Source organism: Enterococcus sp. C102(2024) (assembly GCF_040888205.1).
GTDB classification, from domain to species: domain Bacteria; phylum Bacillota; class Bacilli; order Lactobacillales; family Enterococcaceae; genus Enterococcus; species Enterococcus faecalis.
Window position 1 is genome coordinate 560,486 of record NZ_JBFOHH010000001.1, and the last position, 17,764, is coordinate 578,249.

A 17,764-nucleotide genomic window follows, 5' to 3' on the forward strand; every position below is an offset into this window, starting at 1 on the left:
TTCTTTTCTATTTTTTCGTTTGTTAACGTGCTAGATAACCTTGATAGTCCTCGACATGTAGTAGTTTTTTCGCATTTTCAACACGATCATTTTTAGGAGGCTCAATTCCTTCTAATGGATAAGGAATACCTAGTTCTTCCCATTTGTACTTGCCCATCGTATGATAAGGAAGCACTTCAACTTTATCTACATTGTTTAATGTTTTTATGAAGGCATCCAGACGGATTAAATATTCGTCGTAATCACTACGTTGAGGCACCAATACGTGGCGAATCCAAACAGGTTTGTCAATTTCAGATAAATAGGTAGCCATTTCCAAAATATTATCATTTGATTGCGTTGTTAACAGTTTATGCTGCTCGTTATCAATATGTTTGATGTCGAATAAGAGTAAATCTGTGTACTTCATCAATTCATCAAATTGACTAATGAAGGGTTCTTCCCGAGTAAAAGGTTTGCCACACGTATCTAAGGTTGTATGAATGCCTTGTGCTTTGGCTTTTTTAAATAAATCGATTAAAAAGTCCATTTGCAATAGCGGCTCACCACCACTGACAGTGATACCACCCTTTTCGCCCCAATAAGAGCGAAAACGTAATGCTTCCTCTAATACTTCGTCAGTCGTCACCACACGACCACCGGAACCAATTTTCCAAGTATCTGGATTATGACAGAATTGACATCTCATGCGACACCCTTGTGTAAATACGATAAAACGGACACCTGGACCATCAACGGTACCAAAATTTTCTGTTGAATGAATTCTACCTGTAACTGGTGTTGTCATAATGATCCCTCTTCTTTCAAACGAAAAGGATGACACGTTAAATGTCACCCTTTCAGTTAAATAATGTAAATGTTTTTTATAGTCTGTCGTGTGAAGTTCTTGAAATAACGTCTGCTTGTTGTTCAGGAGTTAAGTCACGGAATTTCACGGCATATCCAGATACACGGATAGTTAAGTTTGGATATTTTTCTGGATGTGCTTGTGCATCTAATAATAATTCGTTTGTAAATACGTTTACGTTTAAGTGGTAACCACCTTTATCGAAGTAGCCATCTAATACGTTACGTAAGTTGTTAATTCTTGTGTCGTCGTCTTTACCTAAACCATTAGGGTTGATGGTTTGTGTATTAGAAATACCATCTAAAGCGATTGTATATTCTAAACGAGCTGTTGAGTTTAATGAAGCTAATAAGCCATTTTTCTCACCTAAGAATTTACCGTCTTGATAACTTGGGTTCGCACCTGGTGCAAGAGGTTTGCCGGCACGACGTCCGTCAGGCGTGTTCCCTGTTGCTTTACCATAAACAACGTTTGAAGTGATTGTTAATAATGAAGTCGTTGGTTTAGAGTTACGGTATGTGTGTTGACGTTTAATTTGTGTCATAAAGTAATCTAAAATCCAGTTAGCCATTGCATCGGCTTCTTCGTTATCGTTTCCGTATGTTGGGAATTCTTTTGTTGGTACATAATCAATTGCCATACCATCTTCGTCACGGATTACTTCTACTTCACCGTGTTTAATTGCCATGATACTATCAGTCGCATGAGAGATTCCGGCAATACCAGTTGCGAATGTCCGTTGTAAATCAGTATCCATTAAAGCTAATTGTGGTGCTTCATATGCATATTTATCATGCATGTAATGAATAATGTTTAATGTGTTAACGTACAATTCAGCTAACCAGTCTAAGATGTCTTTATAGCGTTCCATGAATTCATGGTAATCTAATTTGTCACCAGTCATTGGACGATATTTTGGTGCTACTTGCATTTTAGTTTTTTCGTCGACCCCGCCGTTAATTGCATAAAGAACAGCTTTCGCTAAGTTCGCACGAGCGCCGAAGAATTGCATATCTTTACCCATAACTGTTGCAGAAACACAACATGCGATTGCGCAGTCGTCAGAACCCCAGTTTTCACGTAATAAGTCATCGTTTTCAAATTGGATAGATGAGCTTTCTTTCGCGATTTTAGCTGCATATGTTCTGAAGCCTTCTGGTAAGTGAGAAGAATACAATACAGTTAAGTTCGGTTCTGGAGATGGTCCCATGTTTGTTAAGGTGTGTAAGATACGGAAGTCATTTTTGGTAACTAATGAACGACCGTCAATACCCATACCAGCAATAGATAATGTTGCCCAAATTGGATAACCAGAGAATAATTGGTTGTATTCTGGTGTCCGTGCAAATTTAACCATACGTAATTTCATGATTAAATGGTCAATCATTTCTTGTGCTTCAAATTCAGTGATTAAACCAGCTTCTAAGTCACGTTGGATATAGATGTCTAAGAATGCTGAGATACGACCAATTGACATTGCCGCACCATTTTGAGATTTAATGGCACCTAGGTAACCAAAGTATAACCATTGGATTGCTTCTTGCGCATTTGCAGCAGGACGAGAAATATCGAAACCATAAGAAGCAGCCATTTGTTTTAAGTCATTTAACGCACGGTATTGTTCAGAAATTTCTTCACGTAAGCGAATAACATCGTCTGTCATTTCTTTGTTACCAGTGTTATCATGATCTTTTTTCTTTTGTTCCATTAAGTAGTCGATACCGTATAATGCGATACGACGATAGTCACCGATAATACGGCCACGGCCATAAGCATCTGGAAGACCAGTAATGATTTTGTTTTTACGTGCTAAACGCATTTCAGCTGTGTAGGCATCAAAAACACCTTGGTTATGTGTTTTTCTGTATTCTGTGAAGATTTTTGTCATTTCTTCGTCAGTTTCATAACCATTTGAAACTAAGGCATTGTTCGCCATTTTAATACCACCGAATGGCATAAATGCTTGTTTTAATGGTACATCTGTTTGTAAACCGACAATTTTTTCTTCTTCTTTGATTAAGTAACCAGGTTCATGTGACGTAATAGTTGCTGGGATATCGCTATCCATGTCATAAACGCCATTTTTTTCATGTTGGATTTCAAATAATTCTTGTAGTTTTGTCCATAATTTGTCAGTGCTTGGAGCGATTGGTTCTAAGAAACTGTCGTCGCCTTTGTACTCTGTGTAGTTGTTTTGAATAAAATCACGAGTGTCAACGCTTGTTCTCCATTTGTCGCCTTTAAAGCCTTCCCATTGTTTCATGAAGTGTTTGCCTCCTTAGTTAACTGCTACTTTATTGTATGTAACAGCTTTATGTGATTAGTATAACACATAACCTTTTAGATGCAAGCGTTTTTTTATTATTTATTGCACTTTCTTAATAAATAAATGGGGAGCAAAGATTCTAAATGCTGATATATAAACATTTATACTTGTGAAAATAAGAACGATTTATAGTTGTTATCACTTGTGAAAAATGTACTTCTGTATTAAAAACAGCAGCCATCTGTATTAATACAGATGGCTGCTGTGGAGATATTTATAACACAGTTTAGTTTGTTTGTTCTTCTTCAATCACTGCAGAATGCATCTCGTGGACTTCCATTACTTGGCCATCTTTTTGTTCATCGATGACAAAGGAACCGTTGGATGTTCGTTCACTGATTGGATAGTTTTTCGACTGAATAACTTCTTGTGTGCCTTTTTGTGTAGTAACTAATAAATCTAAATCGGTACTTTCAGACATAAAGACAACACGATGTGGATTTTTCTTCAATTCCCGTAAGACCATTAATCCACGTTTTGCTCTTCCTAATTGTGTTAATTCTTGGGCTAACATGCGTTTAACACCGCCACGTTGGGTAACGATGACAATCGGTGTATCCCCTTCAGAATGAACCAGTAAACCATTAACGACATAATCGTCTTCTTTGAGATTCATTGATTTAACTCCAGCCGCTTTACTACCCACGACTGGTACTTCATATAATGGATAACGTAAGCCAAAACCGCGATTGCTAACGAGGAAAACATCCAATAAGTCTTGATCATTTGTTAAATAAACATTGGTAATTTCATCTTGGTCTGATTTTAATTTCATACAAGATGTCGGGCGGCTCTTATAAGTGCGCCAAGGCTCAAAATCAGCCATTTTGGTTTGTTTAATCATGCCAGCTTTTGTAATGAAAACAAAGGTTTTTGTCGGACTTAACTCTTTATAAGGATATACAGCAATAATCGATTCATCGATAGCAAGATTTAAAATGGTTTGAGAAATATGTTCGCCAATTTCTTTCCAGCGTAAATCTGGCAACTCATGGACGGGGCGATAAATCATATTCCCTTTATTTGTTACTAGTAAAAGATGATCTAATGTATTGACTTCGCCAGCATATAGTAAAAAGTCGCCTTCTTTCATGCCGATTTCTTCTGGTTTTGATGCTGTATAAGAACGAATACTACTCCGCTTGATATAGCCTTCGTGCGTCACGGTTACGACCACGTCTTCCTGCGCAACTAACACGGCTGTTTCAATCTTGATTTCTTGGATTTCCTCTTCAATTTGAGTTAAGCGCGGATTTCCATATTGCTTTTTAACTTCGCGAAGTTCTTTTTTCATGACTGAGAATAGTTCTTTTTCATTGTTTAAAATGTTCAATAACTCAGCAATTTGTTGTTCTAAAGTTTTCGCTTCTTCTTGTAAATCAGTAATATCCGTATTGGTTAAACGGTATAGCTGTAAAGTAACGATTGCTTCTGCTTGTTCTTCAGTAAACGCGTAGTCGGATACTAAGTTCTTCTTCGCATCTTTTTTATCTTTACTGCCACGAATTGTTGCAATCACTTTATCTAAGATAGACAATGCTTTAATTAAACCAGCAACAATGTGCTCACGTTTGCGAGCTTTGTCCAACTCAAATTGACAACGGTTAATGATAACTGATTTGCGGTGCGTAATGTAACTTTCTAAAATCCGTTTTAGTCCCACTTGTTGCGGGGTCATGTTGTCGATGGCTACCATGTTAAAGTTGTAATTGATTTGCAATTCAGTGTTTTTAAATAGATAATTTAAAATACCTTCTGCATTGACATCTTTTTTTAGTTCAACAACAATTTGCAAGCCAGTTCTGTCACTTTCGTCACGAACTTCGGCAATGCCGTCTACTTTTTTATTTAAACGGATTTCATCCATCTTCTTCACTAGCGTTGCTTTGTTGACTTCATAAGGAATTTCAGAAATGACAATTTGTTGTTTGCCGCCTTTTAAGGGCTCAATCTTTGTCTTTGCACGTAAAATCACTTTACCACGGCCGGTTTCGTAGGCTTTTTTAATTTCTGCTTTTCCTTGTAGGATCCCACCTGTTGGGAAATCTGGTCCTGGAATGTATTCCATTAATTTCTCTAAACTTGCATTAGGATGATCAATTAAATACACAGTTCCATCAATGATTTCCGCTAAATTATGCGTAGGAATTTCTGTTGCATAGCCTGCTGAAATCCCCGTTGAGCCGTTTACCAATAAATTAGGATATTTGGCTGGTAAAACAGTGGGTTCTTTTTCTGTATCGTCAAAATTCCAGACGAAATCGACGGTATTTTTGTCGATATCTTTTAACAACTCACCACTTAACTGTGATAAACGAGCTTCTGTATAACGCATCGCCGCTGGTGGGTCGCCATCCATACTTCCGTTGTTTCCGTGCATTTCAATTAGTACTTCCCGTAATTTCCAGTCTTGACTTAGACGCACCATCGCTTCATAAATACTACTGTCGCCATGGGGATGATAATTCCCCATAATGTTTCCGACAGATTTTGCTGATTTACGAAAGCCTTTATCAAAGGTATTGCCGTCTTTATTCATTGAAAAGAGAATGCGGCGTTGTACTGGTTTTAGCCCATCTCGAATATCTGGTAGGGCCCGTTCTTGAATGATGTATTTGGAATATCTTCCAAAACGATCGCCCATTACTTCTTCAAGGGTTAATTCTTGAACTTCTTGGCGTTTTTCCAAAATTGTCACTCCCTACTCTATGTCAAACAAACTGATTTCAGTGTCATCGGTTTGTTCTGCTTCTTTTGTTTTTTCCGCATCTAAAAGGCGTTCTCCTGTTGGTGCAGAAGTGTCTTCTTCTGAACGATCTAAAATACTGCCATCTTCTTCCAATGTAAATTGAACATGTTGTTCAATCCATTTTCGACGAGGTTCGACTTTGTCGCCCATTAATGTGGTCACACGGCGTTCTGCTTGAGCTGCATCATCAATCCGAACACGAATTAAGGTTCTAGTTTCAGGATCCATCGTTGTTTCCCAAAGTTGTTCTGCATTCATTTCACCCAAACCTTTATAGCGTTGGAGCATATAGCCTTTACCAACTTTATCAATCACTTCTGCCAATTCACCATCGGTCCAAGCATACTCAATGACTGATTTTTTTCCAGTTCCTTTAGAGACTTTATAAAGAGGTGGTAAGGCAATGTAGACTTTGCCGGCTTCAATTAATGGTTTCATATAACGATAGAAGAACGTTAATAGCAACACTTGAATATGGGCACCATCGGTATCCGCATCGGTCATGATGATGATTTTATCATAATTACAATCTTCAATTGAAAATTCAGGACCAACGCCTGCGCCAATCGTATAGATCATAGTATTGATTTCTTCATTTTTCAAGATGTCTTGCATTTTCGCTTTTTCCGTATTAATGACTTTTCCTCGTAGCGGTAAAATGGCTTGAAACTTCCGATCGCGTCCTTGTTTTGCTGAACCACCGGCCGAGTCTCCTTCGACAAGATATAATTCATTTTTCTTAGGATTTCTGGATTGAGCCGGGGTTAATTTTCCAGAAAGTAACGATTCGCCTTTTTTCCGTTTTTTACCGTTCCGGCTTTCTTCACGGGCTTTGCGAGCCGCTTCACGGGCTTCACGGGCTTTAATCGCTTTCCGAATTAATGATTGACTCATTTCACTGTTTTCTTGTAAATAGAAGCCCATTTGTTCGCCTACGACGTTGTCGACAACGGTTCTTGCTAAAGGTGTACCTAATTTCCCTTTGGTTTGGCCCTCGAACTGTAGTAAGTTTTCTGGTACTCGAATAGAAAGGACGGCTGCTAAGCCTTCACGGAAGTCGCTACCTTCTAAATTTTTATCTTTTTCTTTTAATAGTCCCACTTTCCGTGCATATTCATTGTACGCCTTTGTCATTGACGTTTTCATACCGACTTCGTGGGTACCGCCATCTTTTGTGCGGACATTGTTAACGAAAGATAAAACATTTTCAGAATAGCCATCGTTGTATTGGTAAGCTAATTCAACTTCAATACCTTCTTTGGCTCCTGAAAAATAAACAACGGGTGTTAATGTATCTTTTTCTTCATTTAGATAGGCAACAAATTCTTTAATGCCTTCTTCGTAGTGGAAGACCTCTTCTTTGGGTTCTTCCCCACGTTCATCTGTTAAAGTAATTTTGACGCCTTTTAATAAGAAAGCTGATTCTCTCAAACGTTCTGCTAAAATTTCGTAAGAAAAATTTGTCGTAGAGAAAATGGTGTCGTCAGGTAAAAAAGTAACGGAGGTACCGTTGCGTTTTTTTGTTTTGCCGATTTTTTTTAAGGTACCAACTGGTTTACCGCCATCCTCAAATCGTTCCATGTATTCTACGCCATCACGAATAATATGAACTTCTAACCACTTAGATAAGGCATTAACAACACTGGCACCCACCCCATGGAGTCCGCCTGAAGTTTTATAGCCACCTTGGCCAAACTTACCACCCGCATGTAAGACAGTAAAAATTACTTCTACTGTTGGGATACCAGAAGCATGCATCCCTGTTGGCATTCCGCGGCCAGAGTCTGCAACACAAATACTATTATCTTTTTGGATAGTTACGTTGATTTCATTCCCGTAGCCAGATAACGCTTCATCGACTGCGTTATCGACAATTTCATAGACTAAGTGATGGAGTCCACGGCTATCGGTTGAACCGATATACATACCAGGTCTTTTCCTCACTGCTTCCAATCCTTCTAGGACTTGGATAGAGGCATCATTGTACTCATTGTTAATTTTTTTAGCCAAAGAAAAAACTCCTTATACTTAGATTCTCGTTTAGTTAATAAGCGTACATTAACTATTTCTTAAAGAATTAGAAGAAGAGTGAGCCGGTTTCTTACGTTTTCCGTTCGCTCCTTCTAAAACCATCATTACAATAATACTCTATCTGGGTCAAAAAAAAAAGAGCTTTCCGTTCAGGACGCTCTTTCTTTATAAAATTACACGTGTTTATTCAGCATCTGCCATTTTTGCCAATTCAATTTTAATACAACGGTTCATAATAACTTGACGACCTTCATTTAATAACAAGTTCGCTGCCTCTTCATTTTCCAAACCTAGTTGGGCCCAAAAGACAGGCGCTTCTGTTTTCAATGTTTCTGCGGCCACTTCTGGCAAAAATTCACTCCGCCGAAAGACGTCAACAATATCAATCTTTTCAGGAATCTCTGTTAATGTCCCATAAACCGTTTCGCCAAGCACCGTTTCACCTTTTAAAACTGGATTGACAGGCAATACACGATAGCCATGTTGCTGTAAAATTTCCGCAATTTTGTAACTTGTGCGGTCGGGCTTGTTACTCAAACCAACCACCGCAATATTTTTTGCTTGTTTTAAAATATCAAAAATTTGATTTTGACTTGGATTCTCAAATGTCATTCACTCAACCCCTTTTTTCGTTCTTATTTATTATAACGCTGAGTAAAGGGTTTTGGCAAAATTATTCTCTGAATACCGACAAAATAATTATTGGCTTTGCCAATCTGCTGGATAAGTCACGTAGACAAAGCGGGCATCACCCGTCACTGAAAATTGAATTTTGCTACTTTTCGGGATTAAAATAATTTCGCCGGCTGTTGCAGAAATTTTACGTCCGTCAATCAGTATATCTAATTGTCCTGAAATAATATAATCAATTTCATCGTATTCTAGTGTCCAGTCGAAGGTGGTATCTTTCATCACCATTAAACCGCAACCAAGGCGCGGGCTTTCTTCTAAAGAAAACAGATCTTTTGTGTAAACAATGTCCGCTGGGTTGCCTGTATCTAAGCGGTCGTCTTCTGTTACGTCGATTTCGGGTAATTTGATGGACATAATCCCACTTGGATCCACTTGTTTAGTCGGCATTAATTTTTCTGTGACAATTTGTCGAACAAGCGTTTCAATCATTTCACGATTTAATTCTGTCATATTTACACCTCATTATTTCACTTCTGTTTCGGGTTTCCCTAGCATTCGATTTGCCATAAAGATAGCCACAAAAATGGCGGTAATCCCTCCAACTAATTTGCCAACAATCATTGGAAAAATCATTTCTTTTGCTACGCCTGCAGTAAAACCAAGATGGTCACCTAAAACGAAAGAAGCCGAAACAGCAAAAGCGATATTAATAATTTTTCCTCGATTATCCATGTCTTTTAACATTTGGAACATGGGAATATTGTTAGCTAATGTAGCAACCATTCCTGCAGCCGCTACTTCATTCATTCCTAAAACTTTTCCTAGTTTCATCAATGGTTTATTAAAGACTTTCGTAATCACAGCGACTAAACAGAAAGCGCCAGCTAAAGTTAAAGCAATCCCGCCAACGACTTCAATTCCTTCAGTAACTGGTGCAATACCAGGAATCACTGTAATTCCTAATAATAGTTGAATCGACCCCACAACTAAACCAAAGATAGCGACAATCACTACGCCTTGACCAAAAATTTGGAAGCCTTTAATCATGCCATTTGGCGCTAACCATAAACCTAAAATAATTAAAGCAGCAACAATAATAATTGGAATTAAGTTAGGAATAATCAATGACAATGGCATGCCAGCTGTTAAACCACCTGCTAATAAACCAAAAGGAATTGTAATAATCCCGCTCAAAACACCCGTTGCTAAGAATTGCTGGTCGTCTTTTTGGATAATGCCAAGCGCTACTGGAATTGTAAAGACTAACGTTGGTCCCATCATTGCACCTAAGATTGCCCCCGCAAATAAACCAGCTTGTGGATCATTGGCTAATTGTTGTGCTAACGCAAAGCCGCCCATATCATTAGCCAATAAGGTTGTGGCAAACATTGCTGGATCAGCCCCTAGTAATTCATAGACAGGAACGACAATCGGACTTAAAAGATTGGCTAAGACAGGCGCTAAAGTGATAATCCCTACCATAGAAAGCGCTAGAGAACCCATAGCCATAATCCCTTCCTCAAATTGCTCCCCTAAACCTAGTTTGTTGCCAATACATTTATCGATTCCTCCAATAATCATGAAAAGAACCATAATATACATAATAATTTCATTAATGCTCATGTCTCGTCCTCCCTATTCTTCCTCTGTAGAATCAATGACACCAACAATCATTGCATCAATTGGGACATTCGGATCTTCTGCCGAAATACGGGCAGCATTGCCTTGACTAATTAACACTTTGTCCCCGACACCAGCTCCAGCGTTGTCAGCAGCAATTAGAAATCCTTGCTTTTCGTCCTCTTGATTCAAAATATCAACCATCATAAATTTCCAGCCATTTAATTTTTCATCTTTTCTTGTTGACCAAAGGCTACCAGTCACTTTTCCTAAAAGCATCGTTTTTCCTCCTTACGTCAGCAATTGATGTTTCCTAGCATAATCTTTCGCTAACGGGGTTAAATAGGCGTTTTTACTTAAAGAAACACCTGATTCTGTCATTCTTATCAATTGTTTTTCAGTAATGTAGGTTCGTTTGGTCTCAGCTAAAGAACGAAGTTGTTTTTGACAGGCCGCCTGAAACACAGCGTAATTTTCTGAATCATGATAAAAAATCATCCCAAACTGTTGGCACATGTCCACGTTTTCCTGAATCGTTTGTTTCAAACGATACTTCAATCGTGAATTTTTAGTCACTGAAGGTATTGGGGTTAAAACCAATACCGGCTTACCTTCAAATAAGAATGCTAAGATGTTTTTGACTAATTCATCCGTTTCCTGTAAATGCGCAATCGCATTTACTTGGGAAATCGTTAGCCTCTTTACAACCAAGCCTCGTGCTAGCTTCTGCTCCTTGGTTACCCAATTTACATCAGGAAAACGAATAAACATTTCTTCAGGAAATGCTTCTTTTGCTTCTGCTAAAGCCACTGAATAAGACGACGACAGCAATTGTTGGCAAATTCGATCAGTAATCTGTTGAATCAAATTTTCCATTTCAGAAACGTTCATTGTCCTGCCTCCTTTTACTTAAGAATATAGCCACGAGCTCCTTTGGTTAAGCCGCAAGCGTTGGCTTCATCATAGTCAATGTGCATGTACGTTGCAAATCGCGGACTGATTCGCACAACTACATCATCAAAGATTAACGGACGTGTGCCTTCCACTTTGACTTGCACAATTTGGCTATTGCTTACTTTATTTTTCAAGGCGTCTTCGGGTGTCATGTGAATATGACGTTTGGCAACAATTAAGCCGTGACTTAATGTCACAACTGCTGATCCGTTCATCAGCGTGACACCTGGTGTCCCTTCTGTCTTGCCACTCTCTCTAACTGGGGCGTTAATTCCTAAAATACGTGTATCCGTCATAGAGACTTCAACTTGTGATTCGCTACGTTCAGGGCCTAAAATAACCACATTTTGAAAAAGTCCTTTAGGTCCAGCAACCGTAATTCGTTCTTTACAAACGAACTGTTCGGGTTGTGATAAATCTTTCACTTTTGTTAGTTGATATCCTGGTCCAAATAATGCATCAATCTCTTGACGAGACAAATGAACATGTCGGCCAGAAGCTTCAACTTCAAAAGTATTTTGTTGTTGTTGCTGAATTCGTTTAACAACTTCTTCAACAATTTCATTCATTGAATCCAATTTGTTCATCTCCTAGTTTCGTGATATTTCAGCCATGGTGCTAATTAATTCTGTAGCCCAAGATTGAAAAAGGCCGAACAGTTGTGATTCTCCTTTTAACTGGAGAATAATTTTATCTAGTTGTAATTGAATTTCTTTTGAGGAATAGCGCCATTGTCTCTGTTGGTTAGTTAGAATAGTTACCTTTGATTCCAAAATGACTGGTTCCATTACAAGCGACTGTTCTAAAATAAATTTCTCTAACCACAGTTGTTGTTGTTCGAAATATAACCAACCTTCTGTTGATAACGCTTCATTCGTTAAGAAAGGCAAATACAATAGATGGCTTAAGTGCCGAATCTCATAAATTGTTTCTTTCGATAAATGTTCTTGTTTTTGTTTTTGTGAGGAGGCCTTCACTGAATGAACCTCAGAAAGCAATGGGTTTGTTGAAGAGAAGCTGCTATTAATCCGATGCTCGCGTAGATAGCTTTTGGCGGCTGGCGTCAGAAAACTGCCTACAGGAAACACAAAATCCGTGCCATCTTCTAGTTCTTTTTTAAGCCTTTTGATGCGAAGCATATCTTCTGTAATAACTGTCATAACACCCCTCCTCAATGAAAGTTTAGGACAGAAGTAATGAACCTACCTCTGCCCCAAAAAATCAAAATTATAATTCAGTTGTTGCGTGTGGTAAAATAGCGTCTACTTCTGTATGTGGACGTGGAATTACATGGACAGATAATAATTCGCCAACACGTTCTGCTGCAGCAGCACCAGCATCTGTTGCTGCTTTTACAGCACCAACGTCACCGCGAACCATTACTGTAACTAAACCGCCACCGACTTGTTCTTTTCCAATTAAAGTAACGTTTGCCGCTTTCACCATTGCATCGGCTGCTTCAACAGCACCTACTAAACCACGAGTTTCGATCATTCCTAAAGCATTTGTACTTGACATTATAATTTCCTCCTAAGATGTATGTTTTATTTTTAAAAATTTGGGACAATTATCAATTTGACTTAGGTCCCAAACCCTAAATCCAATAATTCATTTGTTTTACTCTTACTCGCTCGTTTCTTGTTAGTTTAAGCGAGCTAAAACTTGGGCTACCACGGCATTTACTAGTTCTTCTTGATTGGTTGTTTCGCAAGAAGTAGCCACAGATGTGGTTGATGTTTGACCAAATTCTTGACGAATCTCTTCTAAATCACGCACGCCATAAGCAACACGACGTAAATTGAACAGATTTTCAACCCCAATATTATCAGAAGTTGAGCTGCCACCAACTGCGCCACAACCAAGTGTTAATGCTGGCACTAAGTTAGTTGAAGCACCAATTCCGCCAAGTGTACCAGAGGTGTTAACAAGCAAACGAGAGACGGGTTTTCTTAAGCCAAATTCACGAATGACTTCTTTGTTTTCTGTGTGAATGCCCATTGTATGACCCGCACCTTCACCTTTCAAAATTTCAATTGATAACGCGCAAGCTGCTTCCCAGTTTTCAACTGTATAGAAAGCAATAATCGGTGCCAATTTTTCTCTTGAAAATGGATATTTCAAGCCTACATGTGTTTCCTCGGCAACAATTAAGCGGCGATCTTTTGGAATAGATAAACCAACTAATGAAGCAATATGTTGAACGGAACGACCCACGATTTGCGGGTTCATTGTACCGTTTGGTCGTAAAATAAATTTAGCTAATTTGTCGGCTTCGGCTGGACTTAAGAAATACGCTCCCTGCTTAATTAACTCTTCTTTGACCGCTTCACGGTTGACAGTTTCAACAATAATTGATTGTTCCGATGCACAAATTGTACCGTTATCGAAAGTTTTTGAATCCATTATTTGTTTCACTGCATGAGGAACATTTGCGCTTCGTTCGATGTAGGCTGGTCCATTACCAGGCCCAACACCGATTGCTGGTGTTCCAGAAGAGTACGCTGCTTTAACCATTGCGTTTCCACCAGTAGCTAAAATTAAATTTGTTTCTTTATTTTTCATTAATTCGCTGGTCGCTTGCATAGTTGGCGTTTTGATGACCGAGACACAACCTTCTGGTGCCCCTGCAGCAATAGCCGCTTTTTGGATAATTTCCACTGTTTCAATAATCGATTTCAACGCATTGGGATGTGGTGAAAAAACAATGCTGTTGGCCGCTTTTAATGAAATTAATGCTTTGTAAATGACTGTTGATGTCGGGTTGGTAGAAGGAATTAATCCTGCAATTACACCAACTGGGACAGCAATTTCAGTGACTTTTTGGGCAGCGTCATCATGGATCACACCAACTGTAGCTTTGTCCTTCATTTCGTCATATACTACTTTTGAAGCGAAAGCATTTTTGATGATTTTATCTTCATAAATACCAAATCCTGTTTCTTCATTGGCCATTTTCGCTAACTTTTCTCGTTGGTTAAACGTAGCCTCTGAAACTGCTTGGACAATCGCATCGATTTGTTTTTGCGAAAATGTTGCTAATACTTGCTGTGCCTCTTTGGCTTTTCTGATTAAATTTCTTGTTTCTTGGATGGAACGTAAGTCTTTATCTACTAATTCCACTCGTCTTCACTTCTTTCTATTTCAGCCATGATTGCTTGAATTAAAGCTTCTTTATTGGCAAATTTAATCTCACTTTTCTTTAAACTACTTAGGTTCATTTTGTAGGCTTGTTTGCGTAAATCAACCACGCGTTGTGTTTCTAATTTTTGGCGTGTGCCAGTGTGTTCTTCCAAATCTGGTGTTTCAATCTCTTCTTCAATTACTTCTACTTGTTCCATCGGTTCAGGTGCTGACTTGGGTTCTGGATCTGATAAAATTACTTCCGTTTGAGCATCAACCCGTGAGATCACATGATGAGCAATTAAACAATTTAATTCTTTAGCTACTTCCGTGCCTACTTCAACGGCAGCTTGAACCGCGGCAACGTCACCAATCAGTTCCACAGTTGTTAAACCGCCATTAATAATTTCAGCTTTTAACAAAGTAACGTCGGCGGCTTTCAATGCCGCATCGGCCACACTAATGGCACCTAAAAATCCTTTGACTTCGACCATTCCTAATGCTTTCATTCAGGTCACATCCTTAATAACTCAACGGATTGTCAGCGATATTTTGAATGACTTGTTCAAACGCACTGCAAGCAGCTTTACATGCAGATTGACTACCTGTCAATAAGGCGCCGCCAAAGTTCGTTTCAGAAGGTGGGCCATAAAAGACACCCATTTGAACATCGGCAGCTTTCATTGCTGCATCTAAGCCAACCATTGCTTCTAGCGGTGGTGCAATCAGATAAGCAATCGCTTCACCTTCAGGAATATTCGCTTGTTCAGATAAAAAGCTACCCGTTCTTGATACTACATGTGCAAAATAAACAATACTGTCATCTTCGTTAGCACTATAGAAGCTGGCTTCTTCTTCAATGACTTGCGTAATGACACTCAAGCCACTATTGACTTCGGCAGGACTCGGACCAGCAATAATGCCAATCACTTCACCGGCTAATTTGGTTGAAGCATTTGCTGCGCCAGCATACATACTTTTACCGTAAACTACAGTAACATCGGCGGCTTTGGTTGCTTCATCTAATGCAACATAAGTGACATCATCACAATCGGAAGTAACAATTCCTAATGAGCGATGTTCTGGTTTCAATGATAATTCTTTTGCTAATGCCGGATCGACATTGGGAATGACTTTCATACTTAGGACATTTGCGCCTAGACGATCATTTTTCATGAGAAATCCTCCTTTATTCAGCTTCTTTTAAATCAATACCAGATTTTTTCTTGTCTAACATTTTTTTGATAATTTCGGCAATGTAGGCCCCTGCTTCAACAGCCGGTGTCCCACCTTTGTGAATATTTGAAATAACTGTCCGCCGTGCTTCTGGCATACCGACAGTTGGTTTGTAAGCAATGTAGGCACTCATAGATTCAGCTGTTACTAAACCAGGACGTTCGCCAACTAGCAAGCAAACAACATCAGCGTCAGTGATTTCACCAATTTTATCCATTGCTGGCACACGACAATATTTAACAAAAACTACATTGTCGAAATCTAAGTTGTACATGTTTAATCCTTGTTTAATTGCTGGTAGGACTTCTTTAATATTCGCTTCGATAGCAGCTGAACTAAGGCCATCCCCTACGACCATTTGGATTTTAGCTTTTGGTGTCGTATTTTTCCGAATGATTTCACTATTTTCTTCATCAAATTGACGACCATAATCTGGACGTGTTAAATATTCATCTTTACTGTTACAGATTGTTTTTGTAGAAATAAAATTCATTTCTTTTACCAAGTCTTCGCTTACGTCTGAAAAGACCGCATCTTGTGCTGCCGCATGGTCCGCTCGGAAACGTAATGTTGAACTAGTCATATAACGCGTCCCTGCACGACCAACGCCTAAACGAGCTGGCGAGAAAGCTTTCATTTTTAATAGTGCTTCAGGATCTACGGCATTTTTCAATAGTAATTGTTTACGTAAATCTACTTCAGTAATGTCAGGAATTAGGCCTTCTTCAATTTCTGTCGTTTCAGTGACGTGTGTTGTGACTGGTTTTTCTTCAGCAGTCACAGTGGCAGTCGAAACCGCTTGATTGTCAGCGACCATTTCTGTTAAAATTCCGGCAATCATTTCTTTTAATTCTTTTTCGTTCATTTGTATTCTCACCTCGTTTATTTAATAAATACAGATGCATCGCCAGCGCGACTTGTTAATTTTCCGTTTTCCATTAAGCCCATTTTTTCCATCCATTCTTCAAATTCTTTAATTGGACGTAAGCCTAATGTTTCACGAATCGTCGCAGTTTCATGGAACCCAGTTGTTTGATAATTTAACATGACATCATCGCCATGAGGAATCCCCATGATATACGTACAACCAGCTGTTGCTAATAACATTGCTAAGTTTTCCATATCATTTTGATCAGCTTTCATATGGTTGGTGTAGCAGACATCACAGCCCATTGAAATTCCAGTTAATTTGCCCATGAAATGATCTTCTAAACCAGCGCGGATGACTTGTTTTGAATCGTAAAGATATTCTGGTCCAATAAAGCCGACAACGGTATTTACAATATACGGATCAAATTTTTTGGCTAAGCCATAACAACGCGCTTCCATTGTCACTTGGTCTGCGCCAAAGTTTGCTTCAGAAGAAAGTTCTGAGCCTTGACCTGTTTCAAAATACATCACATTAGGACCAGCTGCTTGACCACTGTGAAGCGCTAAATCTTGTGCTTCAGCTAAAATTTCTGCATTTAAACCAAATGCTGTGTTCCCTTTTTCTGAACCAGCGATGGATTGAAAGACTAAGCCAGTTGGCGCGCCTTGACGCATGGCTTCCATTTGTGTCGTTACGTGAGCAAGCACGCAAGTTTGTGTTGGAATTTCCCATTCACTGCGGAACTCTTCAAATTTGTTTAAGATCCGTTTAACACTTTCTGTAGAATCATCAACAGGATTCAAACCAATTAACGCATCACCGGCGCCATAAGAAAGACCTTCCATAACTGAAGCCATAATGCCATCGACATTATCGGTTGGATGGTTCGGCTGTAAACGATTTGAAAAAGTTCCGGGACGACCAATTGTTGTGTTGGCGGTTTTTTCAATATTGATTTTTTTTGCGCCAACAATTAGATCCATGTTGGACATTAATTTACAGACAGCAGCAATCATTTCTGAAGTGAGTCCACGGGAAATTCGTTTGATATCAAAATCGGTTGTTTCCGAAGATAAGATAAATTCGCGTAATTCTGCGACTGTCCAATGTTTAATACTTTCAAAAATTCGCATATTGACTTGGTCAATAATAATGCGTGTCACTTCGTCTTCGTCATAATCAACGACGGGATTGTTAAACAAGTCATTTAAGGACAATTCTGATAAAACGACTTTCGCCGCCACGCGTTCTTCGGCTGAATTAGCAGCTACGCCAGCTAACTTGTCGCCAGACTTTTCTTCATTGGCTTTGGCTAAGACTTCTTTAACGGATGTAAATTGATAGACTTTGCCAAATAGTTTGGTTTTTAAAATCATC

Annotated in this window: 17 protein-coding genes; all 17 read right to left on the bottom strand. The window is 38.9% G+C overall.

Features of this window, described 5'->3' with window-relative positions:
• Positions 1–22: 22 nt before the first annotated feature.
• The 17 genes from pflA to AB3I34_RS02825 all read right to left on the bottom strand — a co-directional run bounded on the left by pflA (position 23) and on the right by AB3I34_RS02825 (position 17,763).
• On the bottom strand, positions 23–787 hold the full coding sequence (gene pflA / locus AB3I34_RS02745; protein WP_002357530.1) for a pyruvate formate-lyase-activating protein: 765 nt from the start codon (positions 785–787) through the stop codon (positions 23–25).
• A gap of 76 nt (positions 788–863) precedes the next feature.
• Positions 864–3,110, bottom strand: a complete 2,247-nt coding sequence (gene pflB, locus AB3I34_RS02750) for a formate C-acetyltransferase (protein ID WP_002357529.1) — start codon at positions 3,108–3,110, stop codon at positions 864–866.
• Between the two features lie 289 nt (positions 3,111–3,399).
• Positions 3,400–5,862, bottom strand: a complete 2,463-nt coding sequence (parC, locus tag AB3I34_RS02755) for a DNA topoisomerase IV subunit A (RefSeq protein WP_002357527.1) — start codon at positions 5,860–5,862, stop codon at positions 3,400–3,402.
• A gap of 12 nt (positions 5,863–5,874) precedes the next feature.
• On the bottom strand, positions 5,875–7,932 hold the full coding sequence (gene parE / locus AB3I34_RS02760) for a DNA topoisomerase IV subunit B (RefSeq protein WP_085444255.1): 2,058 nt from the start codon (positions 7,930–7,932) through the stop codon (positions 5,875–5,877).
• 204 nt (positions 7,933–8,136) lie between these two features.
• Positions 8,137–8,565: a CoA-binding protein gene (locus AB3I34_RS02765; protein ID WP_002363980.1), complete on the bottom strand. Its 429-nt coding sequence runs from the start codon at positions 8,563–8,565 to the stop codon at positions 8,137–8,139.
• A gap of 87 nt (positions 8,566–8,652) precedes the next feature.
• A complete protein-coding gene (locus tag AB3I34_RS02770) occupies positions 8,653–9,096 on the bottom strand; it encodes an ethanolamine utilization protein EutQ (protein WP_002357522.1) in 444 nt (147 codons plus the stop codon).
• A 12-nt stretch (positions 9,097–9,108) separates the two neighbouring features.
• Complete coding sequence (eutH, locus tag AB3I34_RS02775; RefSeq protein WP_085444254.1) at positions 9,109–10,209, bottom strand: ethanolamine utilization protein EutH; 1,101 nt, start codon at positions 10,207–10,209, stop codon at positions 9,109–9,111.
• A gap of 12 nt (positions 10,210–10,221) precedes the next feature.
• The gene (locus AB3I34_RS02780) at positions 10,222–10,485 is read right to left on the bottom strand and encodes a EutN/CcmL family microcompartment protein (RefSeq protein ID WP_002357519.1); all 264 of its coding nucleotides are present in this window, start codon (positions 10,483–10,485) and stop codon (positions 10,222–10,224) included.
• Between the two features lie 12 nt (positions 10,486–10,497).
• On the bottom strand, positions 10,498–11,097 hold the full coding sequence (locus tag AB3I34_RS02785; RefSeq protein ID WP_085444253.1) for a TIGR02536 family ethanolamine utilization protein: 600 nt from the start codon (positions 11,095–11,097) through the stop codon (positions 10,498–10,500).
• Positions 11,098–11,111: 14 nt separating this feature from the next.
• A complete protein-coding gene (gene eutD / locus AB3I34_RS02790; RefSeq protein ID WP_085444252.1) occupies positions 11,112–11,747 on the bottom strand; it encodes an ethanolamine utilization phosphate acetyltransferase EutD in 636 nt (211 codons plus the stop codon).
• A gap of 3 nt (positions 11,748–11,750) precedes the next feature.
• Positions 11,751–12,320: a hypothetical protein gene (locus tag AB3I34_RS02795; RefSeq protein ID WP_002374804.1), complete on the bottom strand. Its 570-nt coding sequence runs from the start codon at positions 12,318–12,320 to the stop codon at positions 11,751–11,753.
• A 67-nt stretch (positions 12,321–12,387) separates the two neighbouring features.
• Complete coding sequence (locus AB3I34_RS02800; RefSeq protein WP_002357513.1) at positions 12,388–12,678, bottom strand: BMC domain-containing protein; 291 nt, start codon at positions 12,676–12,678, stop codon at positions 12,388–12,390.
• A gap of 123 nt (positions 12,679–12,801) precedes the next feature.
• Positions 12,802–14,280 (bottom strand): acetaldehyde dehydrogenase (acetylating), encoded by a 1,479-nt coding sequence (locus tag AB3I34_RS02805; RefSeq protein WP_085444251.1) that lies wholly within the window; start codon positions 14,278–14,280, stop codon positions 12,802–12,804.
• Positions 14,271–14,789, bottom strand: a complete 519-nt coding sequence (locus AB3I34_RS02810) for a BMC domain-containing protein (protein WP_002357510.1) — start codon at positions 14,787–14,789, stop codon at positions 14,271–14,273. Before AB3I34_RS02810 ends, AB3I34_RS02805 begins: the two co-directional genes overlap by 10 nt.
• Before the next feature lie 13 nt (positions 14,790–14,802).
• Positions 14,803–15,456 carry an ethanolamine utilization microcompartment protein EutL gene (eutL, locus tag AB3I34_RS02815; protein ID WP_002357509.1) on the bottom strand — a complete coding sequence of 218 codons (654 nt, stop codon included), beginning with the start codon at positions 15,454–15,456 and terminating at the stop codon, positions 14,803–14,805.
• 13 nt (positions 15,457–15,469) lie between these two features.
• A complete protein-coding gene (gene eutC / locus AB3I34_RS02820) occupies positions 15,470–16,381 on the bottom strand; it encodes an ethanolamine ammonia-lyase subunit EutC (RefSeq protein ID WP_002363986.1) in 912 nt (303 codons plus the stop codon).
• Positions 16,382–16,398: 17 nt separating this feature from the next.
• On the bottom strand, positions 16,399–17,763 hold the full coding sequence (locus AB3I34_RS02825; RefSeq protein WP_002357506.1) for an ethanolamine ammonia-lyase subunit EutB: 1,365 nt from the start codon (positions 17,761–17,763) through the stop codon (positions 16,399–16,401).
• Position 17,764 lies beyond the last annotated feature (1 nt).

Coding starts and splice junctions, on each gene's coding strand:
- pflA (WP_002357530.1), bottom strand. CDS start 787: ATGACAACACCAGTTACAGGTAGAATTCATTCAACAGAAAATTTTGGT.
- pflB (WP_002357529.1), bottom strand. CDS start 3,110: ATGAAACAATGGGAAGGCTTTAAAGGCGACAAATGGAGAACAAGCGTT.
- AB3I34_RS02765 (WP_002363980.1), bottom strand. CDS start 8,565: ATGACATTTGAGAATCCAAGTCAAAATCAAATTTTTGATATTTTAAAA.
- AB3I34_RS02770 (WP_002357522.1), bottom strand. CDS start 9,096: ATGACAGAATTAAATCGTGAAATGATTGAAACGCTTGTTCGACAAATT.
- eutH (WP_085444254.1), bottom strand. CDS start 10,209: ATGAGCATTAATGAAATTATTATGTATATTATGGTTCTTTTCATGATT.
- AB3I34_RS02780 (WP_002357519.1), bottom strand. CDS start 10,485: ATGCTTTTAGGAAAAGTGACTGGTAGCCTTTGGTCAACAAGAAAAGAT.
- AB3I34_RS02785 (WP_085444253.1), bottom strand. CDS start 11,097: ATGAACGTTTCTGAAATGGAAAATTTGATTCAACAGATTACTGATCGA.
- eutD (WP_085444252.1), bottom strand. CDS start 11,747: ATGAACAAATTGGATTCAATGAATGAAATTGTTGAAGAAGTTGTTAAA.
- AB3I34_RS02795 (WP_002374804.1), bottom strand. CDS start 12,320: ATGACAGTTATTACAGAAGATATGCTTCGCATCAAAAGGCTTAAAAAA.
- AB3I34_RS02800 (WP_002357513.1), bottom strand. CDS start 12,678: ATGTCAAGTACAAATGCTTTAGGAATGATCGAAACTCGTGGTTTAGTA.
- AB3I34_RS02810 (WP_002357510.1), bottom strand. CDS start 14,789: ATGAAAGCATTAGGAATGGTCGAAGTCAAAGGATTTTTAGGTGCCATT.
- eutL (WP_002357509.1), bottom strand. CDS start 15,456: ATGAAAAATGATCGTCTAGGCGCAAATGTCCTAAGTATGAAAGTCATT.
- eutC (WP_002363986.1), bottom strand. CDS start 16,381: ATGAACGAAAAAGAATTAAAAGAAATGATTGCCGGAATTTTAACAGAA.
- AB3I34_RS02825 (WP_002357506.1), bottom strand. CDS start 17,763: ATGATTTTAAAAACCAAACTATTTGGCAAAGTCTATCAATTTACATCC.